This is a genomic window from Terrabacter sp. Root181 (genome assembly GCF_001428505.1).
Taxonomy (GTDB): domain Bacteria; phylum Actinomycetota; class Actinomycetes; order Actinomycetales; family Dermatophilaceae; genus Terrabacter.
In genome coordinates this window covers 73581-97907 of sequence record NZ_LMHU01000005.1, presented here as the reverse complement: position 1 = coordinate 97907, position 24327 = coordinate 73581, and the positions used below count along the sequence as shown (strand labels likewise).

Here is a 24327-nt window from a genome sequence, read left to right as displayed (position 1 = left end):
CTCCTGCCAGCCGGCGATCGCCTGGCCGACACCGGATTAACGACGGGCCTCCTCCCGTCTCGATACACGCTTGACGCAGCATCCCCGTCCTCGAATACTATGAGTGAAGTATTCCAACCGGAGGATTCGCCATGACACGTCGACGCGTCAGCAACCCCCTCGCCCTGGCCGTGCTCGGCTGCCTCGGGGAGCGGCCGATGCACCCCTACGAGGTCAGCCAGACGCTGCGGCACCGCGGCAAGGAGAAGAGCATCCGGCTCAACTACGGGTCGCTCTACTCGGTCGTGGCCTCCCTCGAGAAGCACGGCCTCATCGCGGAGCGCGAGAAGCTCCGCGAGGGCAACCGCCCCGAACGGACCGTCTACGAGATCACCGCGGCCGGGATGGACGAGTTCGAGGACTGGCTCTCCGAGCTGCTCAGCACCCCGTCGACCGACCCGTCGTCCCTCGAGTCCGCGCTCTCCCTCATCGCGGGCCTCCACCCGGACGAGGCGGCCCGCCTGCTCGACGAGCGCGTGGCCAGGCTCGATGTCGAGCTGCGCTCCATCGCCGCGGGCAACGAATGGGCTCGGGAACAGGGCCTCCCCGAGGTCTTCCTCGTGGAGAGCACCTACCGCGAGGCGATGCTGAGCGCCGAGCGGACGTATGCCGCCGGGCTGGCGGCCGACATCCGCTCCGGGGCCCTCGGGGGCACCACGACCTGGCGCCGGCTGCACGAGCTGCGCGCGGCCGGCATACCGATGGAGCAGGTCCTCGCCGACCCGGTCCACCACCTCGGGGAGGAGGGACGCATCCTGGCGAACCAAGCCACCCAGAGCGGTCCGGCCCCCGACGGGGCCTGACGAGAACCCCCGGCCCGGCGCGGCAACGCCGGGCACGGGGGCCATTCCTCGAGTCGGTCGCGAACGACCTGCCTGACGGCACTCAAGGCACACCACGAGCCTACGGCAGCCGCACCGACCGACTCCCCAACGATCCGGGCGAGAGCCCGCCATCCCGGACCACCCGGTCCGGGTCGTCATCGAAGGAGTCACCATGACGCACCGCCCTGCGACCCTCGTCGCAGATGCACGAACAGACCACTCCCCGTGGGCCGTCGAGGCCCGCGACCTCGTCAAGACCTACCCCGTGGGGCGCTCGAAGCCGCCCGTCCGGGCCCTCGACGGGCTGACGCTCCAGGTGCGTCCGGGCGAGATCTTCGGCCTCCTCGGACCCAACGGGGCCGGGAAGTCGACCACCGTGCGCATCCTGTCGACCTTGTCCCGTCCCGACTCGGGCGCGGTCCGGGTCGCCGGCCACGACGTCCTCCGGGAGCCCGCAGCCGTCCGGCACAGCATCGGGCTCGTCTCCCAGAAGCCGAGCGCGGCCCCGTTGATGACCGGACGCGAGAGCCTCGAGATGGCTGCCCGCATCCAGGGCCTCGGCCGCGACGCGGCTCGGCGCAGGACGGGCGAGCTGCTCGACCGTTTCGGCCTCGCCGACGCCGCCGACCGGCTGACGCGCACGTGGAGCGGAGGCATGAACCGCAAGCTCGACGTCGCGATCGGCCTCGTCAACCGGCCCGCCGTCCTCTTCCTCGACGAGCCGACGACCGGGCTCGACCCCGAGGCGCGGGCCGAGATGTGGGCCGAGATCGCCCGGATGGCAACGGTGGAGCGCACGACCGTGCTCCTCACCACCCACTACCTCGACGAGGCCGACCACCTCTCCGACCGCCTCGCCATCGTCGACCACGGGCGCGTGGTCGCCGAAGGGACACCTGACTCGCTCAAGAGCGAGCTCCATGGCGACAGCATCGTCATCGAGCTCACCGACTCGGCCGCGGGCGCCGATGCCGCACAGCGCCTGTCGCGGGTCCCGGCCCTCGTCGACGTCGTCCACGAGGGCCGGACGGTCCGGGGCCGGACCGACCGCGGGGCCACCGTGATCCCAGCCGCGCTCGCCGCCCTCGAGCAGGGCGGGGTGGAGGTCGCGTCGGCGACGGTGGCCCGGCCCTCCCTCGACGACGTCTACCTGCGCCATGCCGGCCGCGCGTTCGAGGCGGTGGCGTCGTGACCACGCTCGCCCTGCACTCGGCACTGCTGACCCGGCGGTCCGTGACGGCGCTCGTCCGCCAGCCGGCGTTCGTCGCCATCACCCTCGTCCAGCCCGCCATCTGGCTGCTCCTCTTCGGCGCACTCTTCGAGACGGCGGTCCAGATCCCCGGCTTCGGCGCCGACGGCCGCTCCTATCTCGAGTACCTCACCCCCGGCGTCGTCGCCATGACGGCGCTGTTCTCCGCGGCCTGGGCGGGCACCGTCTACATCGAGGACATGACGCTCGGCGTGATGGACCGGATGCTCGCCTCGCCGGTCCGGCGCGGGGCGATGATGAGCGGCACGATCGCCTACCAGAGCATCACGGCGATCGTCCAGACGGCGGTCATCATCGGCATCGCGTATGCCGCCGGGGCCCGCTTCGACCGCCCCTTCCCCGGCATCGTGCTCACCTTCACCGCCGCAGTCCTGCTCACCGTCGTCTTCGCCGCGCTGTCCAACGCGGTGGCCCTGCTGTCCCGGGACCAGAACGCCCTCATCGGGATCAGCCAGCTGCTCTCGCTGCCGCTCGCCTTCCTGTCGTCGGCGATCATGGATCCGCAGCTCGCGCCCGACTGGATCCAGACCGCGGCGACGTACAACCCCCTCGACTGGGCCGTCGTCGTCAGCCGCGAGGGGCTGGCCGCCGCACCGGACTGGGCCGCTATCTGGCCGCGACTCGGCGCGCTCACCGCCCTCGCGATCGTCATGAGCTGGCTCGCGACGAAGGCCTTCGCCGCCTACCAGCGGTCCGTCTGAGAGGACGCCGTGTGCCACTGGGACGGGTCGCCCGACCCGTCCCAGTGGCATACGTGCGAGTCCAACGGGGGTCGTCCTCACGGCTCCGGTCGCGGGTCGGCTGCCCGCGACCAGGCGATCGCGATCAGTCGGCGCAGCACGTCGAGATCGATGTCGTCGAGCTTCTTGACGTAGACACAGCCTGCGCCTTCGGTGTACCTCCCCAACGAGGGCAGCAGCGCCGCTCCCTCGGGCAGGTCCTTCAGCCCGTACAGCGACAGCTGTGCCTTGCGCGGGGAGAAGCCGGTCTTCATCCATTCGCCCTGCGTGCGCGGGTTGGCTTGCGACACATAGTGATAGCTGCCGTAGCCGACGATCGACGGACCCCAGAGGACCGGGTCAGCACCGGTGACCTCGTGGAAGATCCCGGCGAGACGCAGACCGTCCTCACGTCGGCGAGCGGGTGTGGCGGCGTCGAGGAAGTCGTCAACACTCGCATCCGTCGGCACCGTCTTCTGCTCACCCATGAGCTCAGTGTGGCAAAGGAAGGGCCGCCGGTGGTGCCGCGACCCAGGTCTCAGGAGACCCTGACCACGACCTTTCCCAGGGCGCGCCCTTCCCCGACATGGGCCAGCGCGGCAGGGACCTCGTCGAGCGTGAAGGTGCGGTCGATGTGGATGCTCACCTCGCCCGCCACGCACAGCGCGGCCAGCGGCTCGAAGTGGACCGGCCCCTCCTTGACGGCGAGCACCCCGATCCGGCGATGGGTGAGCCGCCCCATGACGGTGCCGAGGGTCAGCACTCGCAGCAGCGTGGGCACCGACCCGCCGACGCACCGATACCTGCCCCCAGGTGCCAGCGCCCGCCGATACGCGAACACCGAGAGATGTGCGACCAGATCCAGGATGAGGTCGTAGGCGCTGGTCTGCCGGGTGAAGTCGTCGCGGTCGTAGTCGATGACCTCGTCCGCGCCGACAGCGGACATGAAGTCCAGCTTGCCGGCGTTGTCGACACCGGTGACGTGAGCGCCGAGCCGCTTGGCCAGCTGGATCGCGAAGGATCCGGACCCGCCGCCGGCACCGTTGACGAGCACTCGTCGTCCCGCCATGGCGCCATCGGTGCCCTGCAGCGCGATCGCGCCCGCCTGCGGGATGGTCGATGCCTCGGCGAACGTGAGCTGCGCCGGCACGTGGGCCAGTGCTGACTCCGGCGCGACCGCGTACTCCGCGAACCCGCCCTTCAACGCGAGGTTGTCGCCGTACACGCGGTCTCCCGCCTGGAACCGGGCGACCCCCGCCCCGACCGCATCGACCACCCCCGCGATGTCCGAGCCCAGCGTCCGACGTGCCGGAGAGCGCAGGCCGCCGATCCGCGCATACGAGGGCGACCCGCGCAGGCACTCCCAGTCGCTGAGGTTCACCGACACCGCCACGACCTTCACCCGCACCTGCCCGTCACCGGGCACCGGGATCGGGACGTCCTCGACGCCCAGGACATCAGGGGATCCGTACCGGTCGTAGACGACCGCCTTCACGTCCGTCTCCCGGCACACCTGGTCATGACGGCAACGTAGCAATGCCTGCGACCGCTCAGCAGGATGCTGTGCGAGATGGTCGTATCACCGGCATCTTCGTGTCGCTCTCGCGGGTGATGCCCGACCGGTGCCCGCTGAAGGAAGAGTTCCCCTGGTACCTCGAGAACGAGCGCGGGTTCGGGCGCATCCTCGACCTCGGCATGATCCAGCCACGGCTGCGCGTGCTCTACCAGTGGTCCGCATCAGAGCTGTCGATCCCTGAGCTGTTCGGTCTGGTCCAAGACGGTGTGCCCACCTATGCGTGGGACACGAACGATGCGGAGCCGTGGGGCCCATCGACGGGCTGGACGGCTCGTGCGGCTCGCACGGTGCTACCCGCAGCCGGACATCGACGGTGAACGGGTGACCGAGGAGCCCTTCCGTGATCCGCATCAGCGCCGCCCCCTCGCGATCGACGAAAGTGTACGGTGTGAACACATTCCGGGCGGTCCCCGCCTCGGATCGACCAACCCGGCTCCGTGGACCGCTCACACTGGAGGCAAGCGATGAAGCTTCTCCTCACGTCTGGCGGCGTCACGAACCCGAGCATCCGCGACGCGTTGGTCGATCTGCTCGGCAAGCCGATCGCCGACTCGAGCTCCCTGTGCATCCCGACCGCCCAGTACGGACACCCCTGGGTCGGCCCTGGGGTCAAGGCGTGGCAGTTCATCAGTGGGAACTCCGGGAACCCCATGGTCGACCTGGGCTGGAAGTCCGTCGGCGTGCTGGAGCTGACCGCGCTCCCCAGCATCGACGAAGAGCGCTGGGTGCCCCTGGTCCGGGAGACCGACGCGCTCGTGGTGGCCGGGGGCGATGTTCTCTACCTGTGCCATTGGATGCGGCAGTCGGGGCTGGCGGACCTGCTTCCGTCGCTGAGCGAGACGGTCTGGGTCGGACTGAGTGCCGGAAGCATGGTGATGACCCCCGAGGTCGGGGACGACTTCATCCAGTGGAGACCGCCGACCGGGGACGACAGCACCCTGGGCATCGTCGACTTCTCGATCTGCCCCCATCTGGCTCCCGACGGCATGCCGGGCAACTCCATGGCCGAGGCGGTGCAGTGGGCGGCGGGCATCTCGGGTCCGGCGTACGCGATGGACGACCAGACCGCCATCACGGTCGTCGACGGCACCGTTGAGGTCGTGTCAGAAGGGCACTGGACGCTCTTCCCTCGCAACCGTTGACGCGACCGACTGTCAGGACGACGCACCGAGTCGGTGGCGCACCACCCTCCGGCGCAGAGTGGGCGACGCCTCGACCTCGTAGCCGGCGTCGAGGAAGACCTGGAGCAGCCCGACCGACGCCTCGTCCCAGATCACGGTCTTCCCCGGCGGCGGCTCCGTGGGGTAGCCCTCGAGGACGCGAGCGCCGACCTGCTGGCCGTACTCGACGGTCGCGGCGGCGAGCTCGTACATCAACCCCTGTCGACGGAAGCCCTTGCGCACGACGAAGCAGGTGACCGACCAGACGCCCTCGAGGTCGGGGTCCATCCGCATCCAGGCCTTCTGCCGGGCCCAGATCCTCGGGTAGTTCTCCCGCGGCTCGACCGCGACCCAGCCGGCCGGCTCACCGTCGACGTAACCGACCAGGCCGGAGGTGGGGCCGCTCGTGCCACAGCCGGCCTGCTCCAGGAGCGCGGCGTCGCGCTCCTCCTGGGTCGTGTCGCGCCAGATCCAGCCCGGGACCTTGAGCGCCTGGCAGCGGCACTTGCCGGCACCGCCGGTGTCGAACACGGCCTCGACGTCCGCGGTCGTCGCGTCGTTGGCCGGTCGCCAGCTGAACTCGGGCACACCACGAGACTAGTGGCGGGCCGCCAGCCAGTGACGACGTCGTGACGATCAACCCGTGACCTCGTCGATACGTCACACGGCGCCCAACGGGCTGCCTCCGTGCGTTCAGCGGTGCCGCCGACGAGCTGTTGACCCGTGAGCTCGTCGGCACGGACGATGGTCCGAGCAGGCATCAGAGCACGGGGCGGCGAGCCCGGACACCGCTGGAGGTTTGTCATGCCAACCGAACCCCGATCGTCCGAGCAGGCGCCGATCACCTTCGCCGCCGAGCTGCTGGCCATCGAGGACACGACCCTCGTCCGCCTGCCGGAGGATGCCAGCGAGCAGCTCCCGTCGCGTGGGCAGGTCGCCGTGCACGCATCCATCGGCGGCCACGACTTCGAGACCGTCGTCGAGCCTGACGGCCGACGTGGTCACTGGATCCGCGTCGACGAGACCCTCCGACGGGCCGCCCGAGTCGGACCCGGCGACACGGCCGAGCTGACCCTTGAGGTGGTTCCGGAGTGGCCGGAGCCCGACGTCCCTGAGGACCTCGCCGCCGCGCTCGCCGAGGCACCCCCGAGGATCCGCGAGGTGTGGCAGGACATCACGCCGATGGCCCGATGGGAGTGGGTCCGCTGGGTGCAGGCGACGAGCAGCCCCGAGACCCGGCAACGGAGGGTCGAGGTCAGCATCTCGAAGATGGACGGCGGGAAGCGGCGGCCGTGCTGCTTCGACCTGGCCTCGTGCACCGACCCGGACCTCGCCAGGAGCGGCAAGCTGCGCGACCCCTCCTAGGACCCTGCCGACGTCGACCCGGCCGGTGGCCCGCCTCGCATCGCGACCTTCCGCGAGACACGACCCTGGCACCGTGGGATCTGCCTGCGGTCAGCGCTTCGACGGGATGGGCGGGGTGGACGGGGCCGGGAGCCGCTTGCTCATCTGCTTCTGCACGAAGCGGATCGCGGGTCGTGGTGCAACCTTGATCGCCAGGCTCATCAGCCTGGAGTCCGGGCCGACGTAGATGTGCAGCTTGTCCTTCTCGATGCCGCGGATCATGGCTCTGGTCACGGCTGCTGGACCTGACCGTCGATGCGTCGGCGTTCGTGGAGATGGTCGTCGATGCCCGACGCAACCTGCCCGACTACGACGGCGGCGAGCGGCTCCTGCGCCTCGTGGAGGCGACCCTCCCACCCGCTCAGGAAGCGGGACTCGCCAGCCCACGCCTCACCCCCGCCGACGTCCTGCTGGCCCAGCGAATGGCATACGGCGTCGTGGTCACCGCGGCCGGCGAACCCACGTCGGTGCGGGAGACCGTGGACCGGGCCCTCTCCCTCATCCACGCCTGACACCGGCCGCCCTCGTGGGCCCAACAGGTGTGTCGCACCACCGCCTGGCGGACTCATGACCGATCCGGTCTGCGCGTTCCGGCGTGGTGGATGGACGGGACCTTCCAGGGGACGAAGGTCTCTGGTCTCCACACCCCAGAGCGACACGATGGAAGGGGGAGGAGTGAAGGAGGTATCGCCATGCGACAGCCCTTGATCTGGGTCGCCGTGGCCCTGTTGCTCGTCGGCGCGGTCCTGCTGGTCGCGGACGTCGGCGCATCGGGTCTGTGGATAGCCGTGATCACCGTCGGCATCGCCTTGGTCGCCATCGAAAGCCATCGCCGTCGCCAAGGACAGCATCACGCCTGACCGGCAGCCCGGTCCACGACCCGGTGCGCAACGCGTGGGCCGGCAGCTACTTGTTGGGGGAGACCGGCCTGTCGCTGACCGGGGTGATCTCGCAGACCGTGACACCAGCGCCCGGTTTGAGGAACGCCTGCAGGTGAGCGATGTCGTCGGTCTCCACGACGAGGTAGGTGGTGTGCTGCGGGAAGGCGAGCCAGAAGCCGTGGACCGTGACATCAGGATGGTCGCCGTCGAACAGCGAGCGTGAGCCTCCGGCGCCGAACGGACAGTCCGCCGGTGCATGCGATTGCTTGATGTGGAACAGCATGGTGCTCCTCGGTCATCGTGCGTCCGTGCGGACGCTCCCGAGGTCCCAGAGTCTCACGACGGCCTGCCGAGGCATTCGTGATCGGTGAAGTTGCCGCCGCGCGATGCGCGGGTCGTACCGTGGGGGGATGCCGACACGCTCGGGGGACTTCGAGCTGACGATCGACGAGCTGCGCTCCGTCGTTGCGTATGCCGTGTCGTGCGCCGAGCCCTCCTTCGTCCTCTTCGAGAGGGCCCAGCCCGACGACCCGCGCCCGGCCGCCGCGCTCGAGGCGGCGCGCGCCTTCGCCGATGGCGCGCCCCGCTCCCGCCTCCAACGCACTGCCGCCACCGACGCCCACCGCGCCGCGAAGGACGCGTCGACCGAGCCCGCCCGGCACGCGGCGACCGCTGCCGGCGATGCGGCCGCGGCGGCATACCTCCATCCGCTGGCCAAGGCGACGCAGGTGCGTCACATCCTCGGTTCGGCGGCCCATGCCGCTCGGGCGGCCGAGCTCGCCCGTGGCGATGACCCTGTGGTGGCCGAGTACGTCGTCACCGCCGCCGCCAAGCGGGCCACCCCCGTCGTCCTCGACGTGCTCTCCCGCTACCCGCGAGCGCCGCAGGGCCGCACCCGGGTCGCGTCCCTCATGACCCGGCTCGACAGCCTGCTCCGCGACCCGCCACCCACGCCGCGCGTCGTCGACGACCCGGGCCCCTTCTTCCACGGGACGAGGGCCGACGTGGCTGTCGGCGAGCTCCTCACGCCGGGCTGGCGCTCCAACTACGGCTCAGGACGGCAGTCGAGGCACATCTACCTCACGGCCACCCGCGAGGGCGCGCCGCTCGCAGCCGAGCTCGCACGCGGCGACGGGCCCCCGCGGGTCTACCGGGTCGAGCCGGTCGGCACGATCGAGGACGACCCCAACGTCACCGACAAGCGCTTCCCCGGCAACCCCACCCGCTCCTACCGCACCACCGAGGCGTTGCGCGTCGTCGAGGAGATCGTCGGCTGGGAGCCTCCGCCGGCGGCGATGGTCGAGCACATCCGCTCGCGCATGGGCGAGCTGGCCGAGCTCGGCATAGAAGCCATGGACGACTAGGGACCGATCGAGGAGGGGACGTTGACGGACTACGAGGTCAGGGCGCTGGGGCCGGACACCTGGGACGCCTACGCCGCGATGATCGAGCGGCACGGCGGCGTCTTCGGTGGGTGCTGGTGCACGTGGTTCCACACGATGAGCTGGGAGAAGGAGCGCGAGTACGAGGCCAACCGGGACCTCAAGAAGCGCCTCGTCGAGGAGGGCCGGGCCCACGCCGCGCTCGTCTTCGACGGCGACGAGGCCGTGGCGTGGGCCCAGTTCGGGTCACCGGCCGAGCTGCCCAACATCCGCCACCGCAAGCAGTACGAGGCGGAGACCGACGTCCTGCCCGACTACCGCGTGACGTGCATCTTCGTCGACAGGCTCCACCGCCGGAAGCACGTGTCGGACCTCGCCCTGCAGGGTGTGGTCGACCTCATCGCGGCGTCCGGCGGCGGCACCGTCGAGGGCTACCCCCACGACAAGGGCGGCAAGCGGGAGGCCGTGCTCTACAGCGGCACCCGCACCCTTTTCGAACGCACCGGCTTCGACTACGTCCGCCCGAAGGGCATGACCAACTGCGTCATGCGCCGCACCGTGCCCTGAGCCGCGGCCACCGCGTCCGTGGTCAGCGGGTGAGTTCCGCCTCCTCGACGAGTCGCTCCAGCTTGGTGGGGTTGCGCATCGCGTAGACGTGGGTGATCCGGCCGTCCTCGACGTCCACGCTCACCACGGTCGTGCCGAAGGCCGGCAGGTCGATCCGGACCGCCCGCCCGCCGTTGAGCGAGAGGGTGGCGATCTGCGCCCCGCTGGCGACCTTGGGGAAGGCCGAGAGGAACGCCGCCACCCGGTCGGCCCCGTGGACCGGATGCCGCGCGGCGCGCGCGATCCCGCCGCCGTCGGCCACGAGGACGACGTCCGGGGCGAGCACGTCCATCAGCGCCTGCACGTCGCCGGTCGTCACCGCGGCCATGAAGCGCTCGAGCACCTGCTCCTGCTCCGACCGGTCGACCTGCACCCGGGGGCGGCGGGCCGCCACGTGCTCCCGCGCCCGATGCGCCACCTGGCGCACGGCCGCCGTCCCCTTGCCGAGGGCCTCCGCGATCTCGTCGTACGGCACGTCGAACACCTCGCGCAGCACGAAGACCGCCCGCTCGGTCGGGGTCAGCGTCTCGAGCACCGTCAGCATCGCGATCGAGACGCTCTCGGCGAGCTCGACGTCCTCGGCGACGTCCGGGCTCGTGAGCAGCGGCTCCGGCAGCCACTCACCGACGTAGTCCTCCCGCCGGCGGGCGAGGGTCCGCAGCCGGTTGAGCGCCTGCCGGGTGACGACCCGCACGAGATAGGCGCGCGGGTCCCGCACCTCGGCGCGCTTGTCGTCGTCGAGGTCCGCCCACCGCAGCCAGGTCTCCTGTACGACGTCCTCGGCGTCGGCGGCCGAGCCGAGCATCTCGTAGGCGACGGTGAAGAGCAGGCTGCGGTGGACGAGGAACGGGTCCCGGCTCATGCCGACGAGCGTACGGCGGCACGCTCCGCCATCGGCTTGAGGCCGCAGGCGGCGGCGAAGCCCTCCGACTCGATCCCCAGGGCGACGTTCGAGCGCGTGGTCAGGTTGGCGTAGCCGATGACGCTCGTCAGCTCGACGAGCCCGGCGGCGCCGAGCTGCTCCGACAGGCTCTCGACGAGCTCGTCGGTCACGGTCGGCGGCGTCTGGCTCATCGCCTCGGCGTACTCCAGCACCTCGCGCTCGAGCGGCGTGAACACCTCGGACTCGCGCCACCGCGGGATCTCCCGCGCCCGCTCCACGTCGAGCCCGTGGTTGTTGGCCATGAAGTAGTTGAAGTCGAGGCACCACGAGCAGCCGACGAGCGAGGCCACGGCCATGTGTGCGAACGACTTGAGGCCCTCGTCGCACTCGTCCCACTTCTGCAGCTGCTGTCCGAAGCGCATGCTGGCCTTGAGCACCGGGACGTGGTGCCACATGACGCCCAGCGACTCGGGCACCTGGCCGAACATCCGGGCGCTGAACTTCTTCACCACCGCGCCGTACAGGCCGGTGATCTCCTTCGGGGGGATCCTGGTGGTCATCATCTCTCCTCGCGGGATCGTCAGGGTTGCGTCGACATGAAGACACCGGCCGCGCCCCGGATGTGACATCCGGGCGTCGAGAGACCTGAACGACCTCCGGCTCGTGCCCTAGGGTCGGAGCGACCCGCAGCGGAGGCCACCGAGGGGAGCAGACGTGCCGAGTCCCCTGGTCCGCACCAAGCTCTACGTCCCCCGCGCGCGCCACGTCGTGGTGCCGCGCTCGCGCCTGACCGACCACCTCACGCGCGAGTGGCCGCCCCGGCTCACGCTCGTCGCCGGACCCGCCGGGTTCGGCAAGACGACCCTCGTGGCGGCGTGGGCCGGGGCGTCGGGCCGCCCCGTGGCGTGGGTGTCGCTCGAGGAGAGCGAGCAGCAGCCCGCGTCGTTCTGGACCTACGTCGTCACCGCCCTCGACAACGCCGCGCCGGGCGTGGGCGCCGGCGTGCTGCCCCTGCTGCAGGCCCCGCACCCGCCCATGGAGTCGGTCCTCGCGACCCTGCTCAACGGGCTCGAGGCCCTGCCCGACGGCGTCGACCTCGTCCTCGACGACTACCACCTCGCCGACGGGCCCGCGATCGCCGGCGACGTCGCCTTCCTCGTCGAGCACCTGCCCCCTCAGGTGCACCTCGTCATCAGCACCCGCGCCGACCCTGCCCTGCCCCTGGCCCGGCTGCGAGCGCGGGGAGAGCTCGTCGAGGTCCGCGCCGCGGACCTGCGCTTCACGGTCGAGGAGGCGACGGCATACCTCAACGACGTCGTCGGGCTCGACCTGGACGACCCCGAGATCGCCATGCTCGAGGGCCGCACCGAGGGGTGGATCGCCGCGCTGCAGCTGGCCGCGCTCTCGCTCCAGGGCCGTGACGACGCCGCCCACTTCATCGCCGGCTTCGCCGGGGACGACCGCTACGTCGTCGACTACCTCGTCGAGGAGGTGCTCGGCCGCCAGCCCGACGCCGTCCGCCGATTCCTCCTCGACACCTCGATCCTCGACCGGCTCAGCGCCTCCCTCTGCGACGCCGTGACCGGTGCGGGCAACGGCAAGGCGATGCTCGAGTCGCTCGAGCGCTCGAGCCTCTTCGTCATCCCCCTCGACGACAGCCGCCAGTGGTACCGCTACCACCACCTCTTCGCCGACGTCCTCCGCGCCCACCTCCTCGAGGAGCGGCCGGGCGAGGTCGCCGGACTGCACCGGCGGGCCGCCGAGTCGTATGCCGTGTCGGCCGAGCCGGTGCCCGCCGTCCGGCACGCGCTCGCTGCCGGGGACGTCGAGCTGGCCGCCGACGTCATGGAGCGCTCGGTCATCGGGATGCTGCGCCGGCGGGACGAGGCGACGGTCCGCGGGTGGGTCGACGCGATCCCCGACGAGGTGGTGCACCGCCGGCCGGTGCTCGCGGTCGGCTTCATCGGGGCCCTGATGTCGAGGGGCGAGTTCCAGACGGTCCCGACCCGGCTCGACGAGCTCGAGCAGGTGCTCGCCGACCCGCCGGCGGACCGGGTGGTGCTGGAGGAGCACGAGCTGGCCCGCGTGCCCGGGGCGATGGAGACCTACCGGGCAGCCCTCTGGCTCGTCGCCGGTGACCCGGCCGGCACCGTCGCCCATGCCGACCTGGCGATCGCCCGGGCCGCGCCCGGCGACGACCTGACCGTCGCGGCGGCCTCCGCGCTCTCGGGGCTCGCCTCGTGGGCCGGCGGTGACCTCGAGTCGGCCCACCGCGCGTACTCCCTTGCCGTGAAAGGGCTCGAGCGGGCCGGCAACATCGCGGACGTGCTCGGCTGCTCCATCACGCTCGGCGACCTCCGGGTCACCCAGGGCCGCCTCGGGGACGCCAAGCGGACCTACGAGGACGCGCTCCGGCTCGCCGAGGCCCACGAGACCGACGGACCGCTGCGCGGGGAGGCCGACATGCTCGTCGGTCTGAGCCAGATCGCACTGGAGCGCAACGAGATCGCTGCGGCGACGGACGACCTCGAGCGTGTCGCCGCGCTGGGCGAGGGGCTCGGTCTGCCGCAGAACCCCTATCGGTGGCGGGTCGCCCGTGCGCGGCTGCGCGAGGCCCAGGGGGACCTGACCGGTGCCGTGGACCTGCTCGACGAGGCCGAGCGCGTCTACGTCGGCGACTTCTCGCCGGACGTGTGCCCCGTCGCAGCCCGGCGGGCGAGGGTGCTCGTGGCACTGGGCCGCACCGACGACGCTCTCGACTGGGCGCGGGGGCGCGAGCTCACGGCCGACGACGACCTGAGCTACGTCCGCGAGTTCGAGCACCTCACGCTCGCGCGGATCCTGCTGCACCAGAAGGACGCCGACGGGACGGCGCGGGCTGCGGCATACGGCCTCCTCGACCGGTTGCGGGTCGCGGCCGAGCAGGGCGGGAGGACCGGGACACTCATCGAGGTCCTCGCCCTGCAGGCGCCCGCGACCGGCGGTGGGCGCGGGCCGCACGGCCTCCGGCGCGCCCTCGACACCCTGGAGCGCGCGCTCCGGCTGGCAGAGCCGGAGGGCTACGTGCGGACCTTCGTCGGCGAGGGCGCGCCGATGGCCGACCTGCTCGGGGCTCTCGTCCGGCAGGACCCCTCGTGGCGCTACCCGCGCCGCCTCCTCCGGGCGTTCGAGGGCGCCACGACCGGCCCGAGGCACCAGGGCCTCGTCGACCCGCTGAGCGCACGCGAGCTCGACGTGCTCCGCCTCCTCGCCACCGACCTCAGCGGGCCGGCGATCGCGGGCGAGCTCTACCTCTCGCTCAACACCGTGCGCACGCACACGAAGAACGTCTACGCCAAGCTCGGCGTGGGCGGGCGCCGGGCGGCCGTCACGCGGGCGCGCGAGCTCGGCCTGCTCTGACCCTCCGGGAGGCCCGCGGACCCCGCCAGCCCGCCGGACCCGCCGGACCCCTGCTGAGGATCACCACCTCGCTCACCACATGAGGTGATCCCCGCTCACCACCTCGGTCCCTAGCGTGCGGGACATGAACACCGCAGCCACCGACCCGGACGGATCCGGGTTCTACGAGATCCTTCTCCAGGGCCGGCTCGACGCCCGATGGGCAGCCTGCTTCGAGGGCCTCACCCTGACCACCGGTGACGGCTTCACCCTGCTCGCGGGTCCCGTCACCGACCAGGCCGCACTGCACGGCCTGCTGCACCGGCTGCGCGACATCGGCCTCCCGCTGGTCTCCGTCCGACAGGTCGGGACCGACGACGAGCCCCGCACACCCCACCACACCGACTCGACCCCAGGAGCCTGACATGACCATCACCGCACCCACCGTCACCACGACCGCCGGCGTCCCCAGCCGCCGTTCCACCCGCGCCCACTCCCGCGCCGCCGGCATCTTCTACCTGCTGACGTTCGCGTCCTCCATCCCGGCCCTCATCCTGCTCGCGCCGGTCCTCAACGACGCGGCCTACGTCACCGGCGCCGGCCAGGACACCCGCGTCCTGTGGGGCTGCCTGCTCGACACCGTCAACGCCCTCACCGCGATCGCCTCCGCCGTGGCCGTCTACTCGGTGGTCAAGCGCCAGAACGGGGGGATGGCCCTCGGCTTCGTGACCTCCCGCCTCGTCGAGGGGGCCGTCGTCATGATCGGCGTCGTCAGCCTGCTCGCCGTCGTCACGATGCGCCAGGACTACGCCGGGTCCGGCGCCGACCCCGCCTCCCTCACGGTCACGGCCAACGCGCTCGTCAGCGTCCGGGACTGGACCTTCCTCTTCGGCCCCGGCCTGATGCCCGTCTTCAACGCGCTGCTCTTCGGCACCCTGCTCTACCGCTCGCGGCTCGTGCCCCGCCTCATCCCGAGCATCGGCCTCGTCGGCGCGCCCCTGCTGTTCGCGGCGTTCGTCGCCAACCTCTTCGGCATCTTCGACCAGGTGTCGACGGGCTCGTTCTTCCTCACCCTGCCGATCGCGGCCTGGGAGCTCAGCGTCGGCCTCTGGATGACGTTCAAGGGCTTCCGCCCCGAGGCCGTCGCCGCGCTCGAGGCCCGGGATGCCGCCTGACCGAGGGCGACGACGCCACGAGGGGCGTCAGGGAGGTGGCTCCGCACCAGCGGGGCCACCTTCGTCGGTCGCGGGGCACGCCCCATGGCACCCAGGCCCCCGGGGGAGCCGTGGCCCCAGGGGAGCCGCGGCAGCGTCAGGCGCGGAGGACCTTGTCCATCGTCCTGCCCTTGGCGAGCTCGTCGACGAGCTTGTCGAGGTAGCGGATCTTCTGCATGAGCGGGTCCTCGACGTCCTCGACCCGCACTCCGCAGACCGTGCCCGTGATCGCCGAGACGTTCGGGTTGAGGTGGGCCTGGCCGAAGAAGTCCTCGAAGGTCGTCTCGGCGGCGAGGTGGCGGTCGAGAGCCTTCTCGTCGAAGCCGGTCAGCCACTCGATGACCTCGTCGAGCTCGGCCTTGGTGCGACCCTTCCGCTCCACCTTGGTGACGTAGTGCGGATAGACCGACGCGACGGACGTGGTGAAGATGCGGTGCGCCATCCTCCGAGGGTAGCGACGCCCGCGGACGCGGGCATCGACCGCGGCGCGAGCAGGAGCCCACGGCATACGGACGCCGATCGTCCGGGAGACGGCCTAGCGTTCTCGCCATGGCTATCGCTCGCTACCCCAGCTTCGTCATCGACTGCCCCGACGCGGAGGCACTCACGACCTTCTACGGCACCCTGCTCGGCTGGACCACCAAGGCGTCCGACGGGTGGGGCGAGATCCGCGACGCCGAGACGGGCCAGTGCATCTGCTTCCAGCAGGTCGAGGACTTCACCGCGCCGAGGTGGCCGGCCCAGCAGGTGCCGCAGCAGATGCACCTCGACGTCATGGTCGAGGACCTCGACGCGGCAGAGCCCGAGGTGCTCGCACTCGGTGCGACCAAGCACGAGCACCAGCCCGGCACGTCGTTCCGCGTCTTCCTCGACCCGGCCGGCCACCCCTTCTGCCTGTGCGTCGACTGACTCCTCAGCCGACGAGGTGCTCGAGCGCGAGCTGGTTGAGGCGCACGAAGCCGTAGTCGCGCACGGCCGCCTTCTCCGGGTCGAAGCCGTCGTCGGTCGCGAGGAAGTCGTCGAGCGACTCGTCGGCGCCCAGGGTCGGCTCGGCGAGGTCGAGCACTCCGGCATACGCCCACGCCTCGGCGGTGCGCGGGTCGGCGCGGAAGGCGGACGCCTTGTCGGCGAGCAGGAGGTACATCTCCATGCACGCCTTCGCCGACTCCCACACGCCGTCCATGTACTCGGTTCGGGACGGCTTGTAGTCGAAGTGTCGCGGCCCCGTGTAGCGCGGCCCGTCGGGCAGGCCCGGGAAGCCGTTCTCGAGCAGGTCGACGGTGAAGAACGCCGAGACGAGGTCGCCGTGGCCGAAGACGAGGTCCTGGTCGAACTTGATGCCGCGCTGGCCGTTGAGGTCGATGTGGAAGAGCTTGTCGCTCCACAGCGCCTGCCCGAGCGCGTGCGTGTAGTTGAGCCCCGCCATCTGCTCGTGCCCCGTCTCGGGGTTGAGGCCGACGATGTCGCCGTGGTCGAGCTCGGCGATGAGGGCGAGCGCGTGCCCGACGGTCGGCAGGAAGATGTCTCCGCGCGGCTCGTTCGGCTTGGGCTCCAAGGCGATCCGCAGGTCGTAGCCCTGTGACTTGATGTAGCCGGCGACGGTGTCGAGGCCCTCCTTGTAGCGGTCGAAGGCGGCGTGGACGTCCTTCGACCCGTCGTACTCGCTGCCCTCGCGGCCGCCCCACATGACGAAGGTCGCGGCACCCATCTCGGCGGCGAGGTCGACGGCGCGCAGCACCTTGCGCAGGCCGAAGCGGCGCACGCCGCGGTCGTTGGCGGTGAGGCCGCCGTCCTTGAAGACGGGGTGGCTGAACGTGTTGGTCGTGACCATCTCGATGGTGAGGCCCGCGCGGTCGGTCGCGTCCTTGAGCTGGGCGGTGATGCGCGCGCGCGTCGCGTCGTCCGCGTCGAAGGGGTAGACGTCGTTGTCGTGGAAGGTGATGCCCCAGGCGCCGATCTCGGCGAGCTTGTCGGAGTACTCCCACGGGTCGAGGACGGGGCGCGTCGGGCCGCCGAAGGGGTCGGTGCCGGTCCAGCCGACGGTCCACAGGCCGAAGGAGAACTTGTCGTCGGGGGTGGGCTGGCGCGTCATTGCGACTCCTCTAGAGGGGATTAGTTTTGTCATACAACTTACGTCGCGGACCGGCTAGGGTCAAGGCATGGCCAACCTGCGCCAGGCGAGCCTGCGCCACGCGAACCTCGCCCTCGTCGCGCGCACCGTCCTCGCCGCCGACACCCCGCCGTCGCGGGCCGACGTCGCCGCGGCCACCTCGCTGACCCGGTCGACCGTGTCGCGCCTCGTGGACGAGCTCGTCGCCGGCGGCATCCTCGACGAGGTCGAGTCGGTCGTCGGCGGGCCCGGCCGCCCGGGCCGCCCGGCCACCCCGCTCCGGGCGTCACGGGCGCGCGTCGCCGCGCTCGGCCTCCAGGTCGGCGTCGGCCAGCTCGCCGCCCGCCTCGTCGACCTCTCGGGCGCGGTGCTGGCCGAGCGCCTCGTCACCGCCGACCTCGCCGGCTCACGCCCCGGCCCCGTGCTCCGCCGCCTGCGCACGCTCGCGACCCGGGTGCTCGACGCGACCCCGGACGGCTGCCGCGTCGTCGGTGCCGGCCTCGCCCTCCCCGGCATCGTCGACGTCGCCGCCGGCCGCCTGCTCAGCGCCCCCAACCTCGGCTGGGAGGACGTCACCCCGGCTCCCGGCCTCGCCGCAGCGCTCGGTGACCTTGCCCTCCGCGTCGGCAACGAGGCCGACCTGGCAGCCCACGCGTACGCTCACCCGGCCCCCGGACGCGACCGCGAGCCGCGCGACTTCCTCTATCTCAGCGGCGAGGTCGGCATCGGCGGCGCGGTCGTCGTGGACGGGGAGGTCATGGCCGGACGCCACGGCTGGGCGGGCGAGATCGGCCACGTCTGCGTCGACCCCGACGGGCCCCCCTGTCGCTGCGGCTCCACCGGCTGCCTCGAGCAGTACGCCGGCCGGCTCGCCCTGCTCGACGCTGCCGGACTCGACCCCTCCACGTCACCCGCCGAGCTCGCGCGCCGAGCCCGCGATGGCGACGAGCAGGCCCGTGCCGCAACGCGATCCGCCGGGCGAGCCCTCGGCGTCGCCCTGTCCGGCGTCGTCAACGTCCTCGACATCCCGACCGTCGTGCTCGGCGGACACCTGGCGATGGTCGGCGACCTCCTCGCCCCCGAGGTCGAGGAGATCCTCGGCCGCCGCGTGCTGTCGGCCCGCTGGGTCACGCCGCGGGTCGTCATCGCCGACGTCGACCCCGCGCCCGGCGCCACCGGAGCGGCGCTGCTCGCCCTCGACCGGGTCGTCAGCGACCCGGTCGCGCACCTCAGCTGAGGCGGGCGAGGTCGACGGTCCAGACCGGGTTGCCCGGCAGGACCTTGACCCGGTCGCCGCTCGCGAAGCGCGTCGACGGCTGGATGAGGGGCACGAACGGGCTCCGCTCGTTCATCGCGAGCTGCCACGCGGCATACGCCCCCGCCCGGTTGTCACCGACGGAGGCGCGCGCGGTCTCGGTGAGGTCGTCGATGAGCGTGTCGGAGCCGCGCATCCAGCCGGCCCGGGACCCGACGAGCTCGCCGGGCGCGAACGCGAGGTAGTTCTCGGGGTCCGGGTAGTCGGGGTTCCAGCTCCACAGGCTGAACGCGCTGCGCCCGTCGCGGTAGGCGGCGAGCGCCTCGGCCGCGGGCGCCGGGTTGAGCTGCACCTTGATCCCGACCTGGGCGAGCTGGCTGCGCACGGCCACCGCGAGCGCCGTCGCCGGGATGCCCTGGATCGGCAGGTCGGCGGCATACGACAGGGGGATCGGCTGACCCTTGTAGCCCGAGCGGCGCAGCGCCGCCCGCGCGGCCACGAGGTCGCGTTGGGGCACGACCGGCAGCGTCACCACGGGAGTGGGTATGCCGTCCGCTCCCGTCGTGAGGATGCCGTCGGGTGTCGCCGTGGTGCCGCCGGCCGACGGGGTGGAGAGGGGCGCCGCCGGTGACGACGTGGTGGGTGCCGGCGTCCCGGTGCCGTCGGTCCCCGTGCCGTCGGTCCCGGTGCCGTCGGTCGGGGTCGGCGCGGGCGCCGGCGCGAGGTCCTCGAGCGCGCCGACGATGCCGGCAGGGATGAGGCCCGCGGCGGGCATGGACCCCGGGGCCGCCCTGCCGAGCGCCTCACGGTCGAGGCCGCGACGCACCGCCTCGGCGAAGTCGGGGTCGGCGGTCCACGCGTTGAGGGCCTTGGTGCGCGCGAGCGCGAGGTAGACGAGTGAGCTCGAGCGCATCGTCGTCACCGTGACGGCCGAGGTCTGCGGCCGCCCGGTCGCGGCGTTGGCCTGGCTCGGCGAGAGGTCGAGCACGAGGTCGGCGCTGCCGGACCCGATGGCGGCGAGCTGCTGGCGCGCATCGAGGTTGCGGACGACGATCTCGGGGAAGGCGGGAGTCGCTCCCGACCACATCGGGTTGGCCGCGAGCCGGACCTCCGAGGTGCCGCGGACACTCTCGATGACGTAGGGGCCCGAGCCCGCCGAGTGCTGCGAGAGGTAGCCGCTCGCCTCGTCGCCGGGGCCGATGGTGCCGCCGTGCGCCTTGACCGCCGTCGCGTTGAGGATGCCGAAGGCGGGGTTGGCGAGGATCGCGGGGAGGGCGAAGTTCGAGCCGGGCGAGCTGAGCGTGAAGGTGCGGTCGTCGACCTTGACCGCCGAGACCGTGCCGAGGATCGAGGAGGCGGGGCCGGACAGCCCCCGCGCGCGCTGGAGGGTGAAGAGGACGTCGTCGGTCGTGACGGGAGTGCCGTCGGAGAAGACGAGGCCCTTGCGCAGCCGCAACGTCAGCCACCGGCCCTCGGGGGAGAGGGTGTACTCGGCCATCCCGGGCACGACCTTCGTCGGGTCGTCGGGGTCGAGGGTCGTCAACGTCTGGTAGAGCGCGTGCGTCAGCATCGCCCCGCTGCGGTCGAACTGCCGGGTCGGGTCGAGCGTCGTGTGGTCGAAGACCGCGCCGACGACGAGCGGCTCGACGGCCGTGGTCGGCGCCGCCGTGGGCGTGGCGCCCGGTGTCGTGGCCGGCGTCGGGCCCGGCGTCGCCGTGCTGGCCGTGCACGCGGCACCCGAGGCCAGCGCGAGCACGCCGAGGGCCGCCACCACGGTGGGGCGGACGAGACGTCGGCGCATGGACTTCCTTCGGGGGCGCCCGGTCCAGAGGCGGACACGGGACTGCGGCGGGCACGGAGAGCACGACGGCAGGTGGCACCGACGGCGACCCGGAGCACCCCTGTCCGTGGTCCGAAGTCTAGCCGCCGGCGCCCGCCACCGACGCGGCCCGCTCAGCGCTCGGCGCGAGCACGAGGTACGCCTGCGCGACGAGCACGATCCCGATGGCGACCCACTTGCCGGTGGGCAGCTCCACCCCGTAGCGCCAGCGGTCGATGAGGACCAGCCCGACCTGGAGCATGACGACCCAGCCCATCGTCACGAGGGCCAGCTCGGCGTACCTCAGCGACGACGCATACACCCAGAAGAGGACGAGGAAGGCGCCCGCGCCGAGCACGAGCGCGCGGACGCTGCCGTTGTCGGCCCACTCCTTGGCGAAGAGCGCCCCGAGCAGGTCGAGCCCGGCGAGGCACACCATCGCGATCGTCGCGACGACCGGCACCGGCCAGGCCTCGGGCGCCTTGATCAGCGGGAAGACGTCGGTGACGCTCATGGTGGGCACGTCCTTGAAGGGGGAACGGGCCCGCTCGACGACGGGGCCCTTCACCTCAGAGCACGCCGCAGCCGCCGGTGATACCCCCAGCCGACGCGTGTCGGCCGACGCGTGTCAGGCCTGGCCACCCTCGAACCACGCGACGAGGGCCGGGTCGAGCGCCGGCACGTCGACCGCGCCGCCGCCGGTGCGCAGCGAGGTCGTCGCCGACGCCCCGGCCGCCACCGCCTCACGAGCCGCGACCGGCGAGGTCATCGTCGGGCCGCCGTCCCGGGCGAACCGGACGAACTCCGCGACGAGCAGCGGGTCGGCGCCGCCGTGACCGGTCGTGTCGGCCGGCGGGATCTCGATGACCTCGTCGGCGTCGTCGCGGTACGTGTCGGTACGGCGGGTCCAGACCTTGACGAGGGCGCCGGGTCCGTCGCCGAAGTTCTCGAGCCGGCCCTTGGTGCCGATGACGGTGTAGTTGCGCCAGTAGTCCGGTGTGAAGTGGCACTGCTGGTAGGACGCGAGCACGCCGCCCTCGAGCACGAGGTTGGCCATCGAGATGTCCTCGATGTCGACGACCGGGTTGAGCTCGCGCTGCTCGGTGGGCGGCCAGTTGTCGAGGGAGTACCAGTCGGCCATCCGCCGGTCGGAGTTGTCGCGGTGGTCGGTGACGTCCCCGTAGACCGCGAGGGCGCCGACCGCGCTGACCCTGCGCGTGTAGGCGCCGGCGAGCCAGTGGATGACGTCGATGTCGTGGGCGCCCTTCTGCAGGAGCAGGCCCGTCGTGTTGCGGCGGTCGGCGTGCCAGTCCTTGAAGTAGTAGTCCCCGCCCGCCGAGACGAAGTGCCGGCACCAGACCGCCTTGACCTCGCCGATCGTGCCCGCCTCGATGACGTCGCGCATCGCCCTGACCACCGGCATGTGCCGCATGTTGTGGCCGACATAGAGCCGCGTCCCCGTGCGGTGCGCAGCCTCGAGCACCCGGTCGGCGTCGGCGACGCTCGTGGCGAGCGGCTTCTCGGCGAACGTCGGTATGCCGGCCTCCAGGGTGCGCACGGCGTGCTCGGCGTGCGCGTGGTCGGGGGTCAGGACGAGCACCGCGTCGATGTCGGCGCGCACGTCGGGAGCGAGCAGCTCGTCGAGGGAGTCGACGAGGCGTACGCCGTCGATGCGGTTGGCGGCGTCGGCGCGGCCCCGCTCGGCCGGGTCGCAGACGACGGTGACCCGGCTGCCCTCGCCGGGACGGTGGGCGTACGCCGCGAGGCTGGCCCGCAGGCCGAAGCCGATGATGGCGATCCGGAGGTCGGGCTGGTCGGGCTGGTCGGGCTGGTCGGTCATGAGTGCGGGGGCACCTTCCGTGTGGTGGTGGTTCGAGGGTCTCAGCCCTTGGAGCCGCTGAACGCGATCCCCTGGATGAACTGCTTCTGGAGCACGATGAACAGGACGAGCACGGGCAGCGTCGCGAGCACCGAGCCGGCCATCAGCGTCGTCGTGTCGACCGAGAACTGGCCGATGAGCGAGGCGAGCCCCACCGACAGCGGCATCTTCGACGGGTCGTTGTTGACCACGAGCGGCCACATGAGGTCGTTCCACGACCACAGGACGTCGAGGACGGCGAGCGCGATGAGCCCGGGCTTGGCCAGCGGCAGCATGATCCGGGTGAAGATCTGCCAGTGGTTGGCGCCGTCGAGCTTGGCCGCCTCCTCGAGCTCGCGCGGCAGGCTGAGGAAGAACTGCCGCAGCAGGAAGGTGCCGAACGCGCTGAAGAGGCCGGGGACGATGAGCGCCTGGAGCGAGTTGAGCCAGCCGAGGCCCGACACGATCTCGTACTGCGGCAGCAGGAAGAGCTGGCTCGGCACCATGAGGACCGAGAGGAAGAGGCCGAAGAGCAGGCCCCGACCGCGGAACTCGAACCGCGCGAAGGCGTAGCCCGCCATCGAGCAGAGCACGAGCTGGCCGAGCACCCGGCCGATCGTCTGGATCGTGCTGTTCCAGAACATCTGGCCGAAGGGGAGCGTGTCGAAGACGTCGCCGTAGTTGGACCACTGGGGCGACGCGGGCAGCACCGTCGGCGGCACGGTGAGCGTCTCGCCGAGCGTCTTGAGGGAGGTCATGACCTCCCAGAAGAACGGGCCGACCATGACGACGGAACCGAGGATGAGGACGGCGTGCACGCCGAGGTGGTTGCGGCGCAGGCGGTTGCGCCGCGGCACGCGGATCCGGGCGGGCGTGCGGGTCGCGAGCTCAGACATAGTGCACCCACTTCTTCTGGAGCCGGAACTGCAGGGCCGTCACCGCGACGATGACGACGAGGATGACGAGGGCGATCGCGGCGGCATACCCCTGCTGGTTCTCGACGAAGCCCCGCTGGTAGAACTGCGCGACGATCGTCTCGGTCTGCGGGTAGGCCGGGTTCGTCGGCCCCGTCATGACGAAGATCAGGTCGAACGTCTGCAGCGCGCCGATGACGGCGAGCACCGAGATGAAGAAGACGCTCGGGCTGATCTGCGGGAGGGTGATCGACCAGAACTGGCGGATACGGCCCGCGCCGTCGAGGGCGGCCGCCTCGTAGAGGTCCTTGGGCACGCCCTGGATCGCGGCGAGGAAGATGACGATCTGCGTGCCGAGGCCGAGCCAGATGCCCACTCCCGCAATGGCATACAGCGCCGTGGCCGGGTTGGAGAGCCAGTTCGTGCCCTCGATGCCCACGAGCCCGAGCAGCGCGTTGATGACGCCGACGTCGCCGTTGTAGAGCGTGCGCCAGATGAGCCCGACGGCCGCGGGCATCGTCACGACGGGCAGGAAGTAGAGCACCCGGTAGATCCGCACCCCGCGCAGGCCCTCGGTGCTGAGCAGCGCCGCGATGACGAGCGCCACCGGGATGCCGAGCAGCGCGACGACGGTGAACTTCAGGGTGTTCAGCATCGTCTCCCAGAGCCGCGCGTCGCCGAACAGCTCGCGGTAGTTGGCGAGCCCGACGAACTCCGAGCCGCCGAACGGGCCGGTCTCGGTGAAGGAGATGAGCAGCGTGCGCACCACCGGCCACAGGTAGAAGACGACGAGACCGAGCAGCGTCGGGAGGATGAAGACCGCCGCCCAGAAGAGGTCGTTGCGCCGCATCCGCGACAGGCCGCGACCGGATCGACCGGGCCGACCGCGCCGACCGGGCCGACCGGGCCGACCGCGCCGGCGGCAGGGGGCCGGGGTGTCGCCCCGGCTCCCCGACCCCGACGGGACGCCGCCCGGCGCGGTCGCGCCATCGGCCCCCTGCGCCTGCTGCGTGTCGCTGAGCACGCCTGCCACGG

29 protein-coding genes and 1 pseudogene are annotated in these 24327 nt (G+C 71.8%); 15 read left to right on the top strand and 15 right to left on the bottom strand.

Going from position 1 to position 24327, the window contains the following annotated elements:
• Positions 1-131: 131 nt before the first annotated feature.
• From ASD90_RS09315 to ASD90_RS09305, 3 genes are all read left to right on the top strand, one after another.
• Entirely contained in the window at positions 132-842 is a 711-nt protein-coding gene (locus tag ASD90_RS09315; protein WP_082588600.1) for a PadR family transcriptional regulator, read from the top strand.
• Positions 843-1035: 193 nt separating this feature from the next.
• Positions 1036-2055 carry an ATP-binding cassette domain-containing protein gene (locus ASD90_RS09310; protein ID WP_056755003.1) on the top strand — a complete coding sequence of 340 codons (1020 nt, stop codon included), beginning with the start codon at positions 1036-1038 and terminating at the stop codon, positions 2053-2055.
• Entirely contained in the window at positions 2052-2834 is a 783-nt protein-coding gene (locus tag ASD90_RS09305) for an ABC transporter permease (protein WP_056755001.1), read from the top strand. The genes ASD90_RS09310 and ASD90_RS09305 overlap by 4 nt, the downstream gene beginning before the upstream one ends.
• 77 nt (positions 2835-2911) lie before the next feature.
• On the opposite strand, the gene ASD90_RS09300 is transcribed toward ASD90_RS09305, so the two are convergent.
• The 3 genes and pseudogenes from ASD90_RS09300 to ASD90_RS24540 all read right to left on the bottom strand — a co-directional run.
• Positions 2912-3340 (bottom strand): DUF1801 domain-containing protein, encoded by a 429-nt coding sequence (locus ASD90_RS09300; protein WP_056754999.1) that lies wholly within the window; start codon positions 3338-3340, stop codon positions 2912-2914.
• A 50-nt stretch (positions 3341-3390) separates the two neighbouring features.
• The gene (locus ASD90_RS09295; RefSeq protein ID WP_235506592.1) at positions 3391-4077 is read right to left on the bottom strand and encodes an NAD(P)-dependent alcohol dehydrogenase; all 687 of its coding nucleotides are present in this window, start codon (positions 4075-4077) and stop codon (positions 3391-3393) included.
• Positions 4078-4080: 3 nt separating this feature from the next.
• Positions 4081-4254 (bottom strand): annotated as a pseudogene (locus ASD90_RS24540) (alcohol dehydrogenase catalytic domain-containing protein); the annotation flags it as partial.
• Between the two features lie 161 nt (positions 4255-4415).
• On the opposite strand from ASD90_RS24540, the gene ASD90_RS09290 reads away from it, so the two are divergent.
• Together ASD90_RS09290 and ASD90_RS09285 are read left to right on the top strand one after the other, a co-directional pair.
• A complete protein-coding gene (locus ASD90_RS09290; protein WP_056754996.1) occupies positions 4416-4745 on the top strand; it encodes a hypothetical protein in 330 nt (109 codons plus the stop codon).
• 147 nt (positions 4746-4892) lie between these two features.
• Positions 4893-5570, top strand: coding sequence for a Type 1 glutamine amidotransferase-like domain-containing protein (locus ASD90_RS09285; RefSeq protein ID WP_056754992.1), 678 nt, complete (start codon positions 4893-4895; stop codon positions 5568-5570).
• Positions 5571-5582: 12 nt separating this feature from the next.
• Here the strand turns inward: ASD90_RS09285 and ASD90_RS09280 are convergent, their stop codons facing one another.
• The gene (locus ASD90_RS09280; protein ID WP_056754988.1) at positions 5583-6176 is read right to left on the bottom strand and encodes a GNAT family N-acetyltransferase; all 594 of its coding nucleotides are present in this window, start codon (positions 6174-6176) and stop codon (positions 5583-5585) included.
• Between the two features lie 216 nt (positions 6177-6392).
• Between ASD90_RS09280 and ASD90_RS09275 the strand changes: the two genes are divergently transcribed.
• Positions 6393-6953: a YdeI/OmpD-associated family protein gene (locus ASD90_RS09275; RefSeq protein ID WP_056754985.1), complete on the top strand. Its 561-nt coding sequence runs from the start codon at positions 6393-6395 to the stop codon at positions 6951-6953.
• Positions 6954-7043: 90 nt separating this feature from the next.
• Here the strand turns inward: ASD90_RS09275 and ASD90_RS23465 are convergent, their stop codons facing one another.
• Positions 7044-7226, bottom strand: coding sequence for a hypothetical protein (locus ASD90_RS23465; protein ID WP_157623126.1), 183 nt, complete (start codon positions 7224-7226; stop codon positions 7044-7046).
• A gap of 41 nt (positions 7227-7267) precedes the next feature.
• Here ASD90_RS23465 and ASD90_RS09270 point away from each other — a divergent pair, with 41 nt between their 5' ends.
• Together ASD90_RS09270 and ASD90_RS23460 are read left to right on the top strand one after the other, a co-directional pair.
• Positions 7268-7504 (top strand): hypothetical protein, encoded by a 237-nt coding sequence (locus ASD90_RS09270; protein WP_157611071.1) that lies wholly within the window; start codon positions 7268-7270, stop codon positions 7502-7504.
• A gap of 180 nt (positions 7505-7684) precedes the next feature.
• Entirely contained in the window at positions 7685-7852 is a 168-nt protein-coding gene (locus tag ASD90_RS23460; RefSeq protein ID WP_157623124.1) for a hypothetical protein, read from the top strand.
• A 46-nt stretch (positions 7853-7898) separates the two neighbouring features.
• Here the strand turns inward: ASD90_RS23460 and ASD90_RS09265 are convergent, their stop codons facing one another.
• Positions 7899-8156 (bottom strand): DUF3303 domain-containing protein, encoded by a 258-nt coding sequence (locus ASD90_RS09265; RefSeq protein WP_056754979.1) that lies wholly within the window; start codon positions 8154-8156, stop codon positions 7899-7901.
• A gap of 127 nt (positions 8157-8283) precedes the next feature.
• Here ASD90_RS09265 and arr point away from each other — a divergent pair, with 127 nt between their 5' ends.
• Together arr and ASD90_RS09255 are read left to right on the top strand one after the other, a co-directional pair.
• Positions 8284-9237: an NAD(+)--rifampin ADP-ribosyltransferase gene (arr, locus tag ASD90_RS24695; RefSeq protein ID WP_056754976.1), complete on the top strand. Its 954-nt coding sequence runs from the start codon at positions 8284-8286 to the stop codon at positions 9235-9237.
• Between the two features lie 21 nt (positions 9238-9258).
• Entirely contained in the window at positions 9259-9822 is a 564-nt protein-coding gene (locus ASD90_RS09255) for a hypothetical protein (RefSeq protein WP_056754975.1), read from the top strand.
• Between the two features lie 22 nt (positions 9823-9844).
• Here ASD90_RS09255 and ASD90_RS09250 read toward each other — a convergent pair whose 3' ends face one another.
• Positions 9845-10723 carry an RNA polymerase sigma-70 factor gene (locus ASD90_RS09250; protein WP_056754972.1) on the bottom strand — a complete coding sequence of 293 codons (879 nt, stop codon included), beginning with the start codon at positions 10721-10723 and terminating at the stop codon, positions 9845-9847.
• Positions 10720-11304 (bottom strand): carboxymuconolactone decarboxylase family protein, encoded by a 585-nt coding sequence (locus ASD90_RS09245; RefSeq protein WP_056756301.1) that lies wholly within the window; start codon positions 11302-11304, stop codon positions 10720-10722. Before ASD90_RS09245 ends, ASD90_RS09250 begins: the two co-directional genes overlap by 4 nt.
• Before the next feature lie 154 nt (positions 11305-11458).
• Here ASD90_RS09245 and ASD90_RS24265 point away from each other — a divergent pair, with 154 nt between their 5' ends.
• The 3 genes from ASD90_RS24265 (at position 11459) to ASD90_RS09230 (ending at position 15297) form a co-directional block, all read left to right on the top strand.
• Positions 11459-14143 (top strand): LuxR C-terminal-related transcriptional regulator, encoded by a 2685-nt coding sequence (locus ASD90_RS24265; protein ID WP_056754969.1) that lies wholly within the window; start codon positions 11459-11461, stop codon positions 14141-14143.
• A 124-nt stretch (positions 14144-14267) separates the two neighbouring features.
• On the top strand, positions 14268-14546 hold the full coding sequence (locus tag ASD90_RS09235) for a hypothetical protein (protein ID WP_056756298.1): 279 nt from the start codon (positions 14268-14270) through the stop codon (positions 14544-14546).
• Position 14547: 1 nt separating this feature from the next.
• Positions 14548-15297, top strand: coding sequence for a DUF4386 domain-containing protein (locus tag ASD90_RS09230; RefSeq protein ID WP_056754967.1), 750 nt, complete (start codon positions 14548-14550; stop codon positions 15295-15297).
• A gap of 136 nt (positions 15298-15433) precedes the next feature.
• On the opposite strand, the gene ASD90_RS09225 is transcribed toward ASD90_RS09230, so the two are convergent.
• Positions 15434-15778, bottom strand: coding sequence for a DUF2200 domain-containing protein (locus ASD90_RS09225; RefSeq protein WP_056754964.1), 345 nt, complete (start codon positions 15776-15778; stop codon positions 15434-15436).
• Positions 15779-15885: 107 nt separating this feature from the next.
• Here ASD90_RS09225 and ASD90_RS09220 point away from each other — a divergent pair, with 107 nt between their 5' ends.
• Positions 15886-16245, top strand: coding sequence for a VOC family protein (locus ASD90_RS09220; RefSeq protein ID WP_056754961.1), 360 nt, complete (start codon positions 15886-15888; stop codon positions 16243-16245).
• A 4-nt stretch (positions 16246-16249) separates the two neighbouring features.
• On the opposite strand, the gene xylA is transcribed toward ASD90_RS09220, so the two are convergent.
• Positions 16250-17428, bottom strand: a complete 1179-nt coding sequence (gene xylA / locus ASD90_RS09215; RefSeq protein WP_056754960.1) for a xylose isomerase — start codon at positions 17426-17428, stop codon at positions 16250-16252.
• Positions 17429-17495: 67 nt separating this feature from the next.
• Here xylA and ASD90_RS09210 point away from each other — a divergent pair, with 67 nt between their 5' ends.
• Positions 17496-18683 carry an ROK family protein gene (locus tag ASD90_RS09210; RefSeq protein WP_056754956.1) on the top strand — a complete coding sequence of 396 codons (1188 nt, stop codon included), beginning with the start codon at positions 17496-17498 and terminating at the stop codon, positions 18681-18683.
• On the opposite strand, the gene ASD90_RS09205 is transcribed toward ASD90_RS09210, so the two are convergent.
• The 5 genes from ASD90_RS09205 to ASD90_RS09185 all read right to left on the bottom strand — a co-directional run bounded on the left by ASD90_RS09205 (position 18676) and on the right by ASD90_RS09185 (position 24325).
• The gene (locus ASD90_RS09205; RefSeq protein ID WP_056754954.1) at positions 18676-20502 is read right to left on the bottom strand and encodes an ABC transporter substrate-binding protein; all 1827 of its coding nucleotides are present in this window, start codon (positions 20500-20502) and stop codon (positions 18676-18678) included. The two genes, ASD90_RS09210 and ASD90_RS09205, sit on opposite strands and share 8 nt — an antisense overlap.
• 118 nt (positions 20503-20620) lie before the next feature.
• Positions 20621-21034 (bottom strand): hypothetical protein, encoded by a 414-nt coding sequence (locus tag ASD90_RS09200; RefSeq protein WP_157611069.1) that lies wholly within the window; start codon positions 21032-21034, stop codon positions 20621-20623.
• 114 nt (positions 21035-21148) lie between these two features.
• Positions 21149-22360: a Gfo/Idh/MocA family protein gene (locus tag ASD90_RS09195; RefSeq protein WP_056754949.1), complete on the bottom strand. Its 1212-nt coding sequence runs from the start codon at positions 22358-22360 to the stop codon at positions 21149-21151.
• Between the two features lie 41 nt (positions 22361-22401).
• A complete protein-coding gene (locus ASD90_RS09190) occupies positions 22402-23274 on the bottom strand; it encodes a carbohydrate ABC transporter permease (RefSeq protein ID WP_056754947.1) in 873 nt (290 codons plus the stop codon).
• The gene (locus ASD90_RS09185) at positions 23267-24325 is read right to left on the bottom strand and encodes a carbohydrate ABC transporter permease (RefSeq protein WP_235506512.1); all 1059 of its coding nucleotides are present in this window, start codon (positions 24323-24325) and stop codon (positions 23267-23269) included. The genes ASD90_RS09190 and ASD90_RS09185 overlap by 8 nt, the downstream gene beginning before the upstream one ends.
• Positions 24326-24327: the final 2 nt, after the last annotated feature.

Coding starts and splice junctions, on each gene's coding strand:
- ASD90_RS09315 (WP_082588600.1), top strand. CDS start 132: ATGACACGTCGACGCGTCAGCAACCCCCTCGCCCTGGCCGTGCTCGGC.
- ASD90_RS09310 (WP_056755003.1), top strand. CDS start 1,036: ATGACGCACCGCCCTGCGACCCTCGTCGCAGATGCACGAACAGACCAC.
- ASD90_RS09300 (WP_056754999.1), bottom strand. CDS start 3,340: ATGGGTGAGCAGAAGACGGTGCCGACGGATGCGAGTGTTGACGACTTC.
- ASD90_RS09285 (WP_056754992.1), top strand. CDS start 4,893: ATGAAGCTTCTCCTCACGTCTGGCGGCGTCACGAACCCGAGCATCCGC.
- ASD90_RS09275 (WP_056754985.1), top strand. CDS start 6,393: ATGCCAACCGAACCCCGATCGTCCGAGCAGGCGCCGATCACCTTCGCC.
- ASD90_RS09270 (WP_157611071.1), top strand. CDS start 7,268: ATGGTCGTCGATGCCCGACGCAACCTGCCCGACTACGACGGCGGCGAG.
- ASD90_RS23460 (WP_157623124.1), top strand. CDS start 7,685: ATGCGACAGCCCTTGATCTGGGTCGCCGTGGCCCTGTTGCTCGTCGGC.
- ASD90_RS09265 (WP_056754979.1), bottom strand. CDS start 8,156: ATGCTGTTCCACATCAAGCAATCGCATGCACCGGCGGACTGTCCGTTC.
- arr (WP_056754976.1), top strand. CDS start 8,284: ATGCCGACACGCTCGGGGGACTTCGAGCTGACGATCGACGAGCTGCGC.
- ASD90_RS09250 (WP_056754972.1), bottom strand. CDS start 10,723: ATGAGCCGGGACCCGTTCCTCGTCCACCGCAGCCTGCTCTTCACCGTC.
- ASD90_RS09245 (WP_056756301.1), bottom strand. CDS start 11,304: ATGACCACCAGGATCCCCCCGAAGGAGATCACCGGCCTGTACGGCGCG.
- ASD90_RS09235 (WP_056756298.1), top strand. CDS start 14,268: ATGAACACCGCAGCCACCGACCCGGACGGATCCGGGTTCTACGAGATC.
- ASD90_RS09230 (WP_056754967.1), top strand. CDS start 14,548: ATGACCATCACCGCACCCACCGTCACCACGACCGCCGGCGTCCCCAGC.
- ASD90_RS09225 (WP_056754964.1), bottom strand. CDS start 15,778: ATGGCGCACCGCATCTTCACCACGTCCGTCGCGTCGGTCTATCCGCAC.
- ASD90_RS09220 (WP_056754961.1), top strand. CDS start 15,886: ATGGCTATCGCTCGCTACCCCAGCTTCGTCATCGACTGCCCCGACGCG.
- xylA (WP_056754960.1), bottom strand. CDS start 17,428: ATGACGCGCCAGCCCACCCCCGACGACAAGTTCTCCTTCGGCCTGTGG.
- ASD90_RS09210 (WP_056754956.1), top strand. CDS start 17,496: ATGGCCAACCTGCGCCAGGCGAGCCTGCGCCACGCGAACCTCGCCCTC.
- ASD90_RS09205 (WP_056754954.1), bottom strand. CDS start 20,502: ATGCGCCGACGTCTCGTCCGCCCCACCGTGGTGGCGGCCCTCGGCGTG.
- ASD90_RS09200 (WP_157611069.1), bottom strand. CDS start 21,034: ATGAGCGTCACCGACGTCTTCCCGCTGATCAAGGCGCCCGAGGCCTGG.
- ASD90_RS09195 (WP_056754949.1), bottom strand. CDS start 22,360: ATGACCGACCAGCCCGACCAGCCCGACCAGCCCGACCTCCGGATCGCC.
- ASD90_RS09190 (WP_056754947.1), bottom strand. CDS start 23,274: ATGTCTGAGCTCGCGACCCGCACGCCCGCCCGGATCCGCGTGCCGCGG.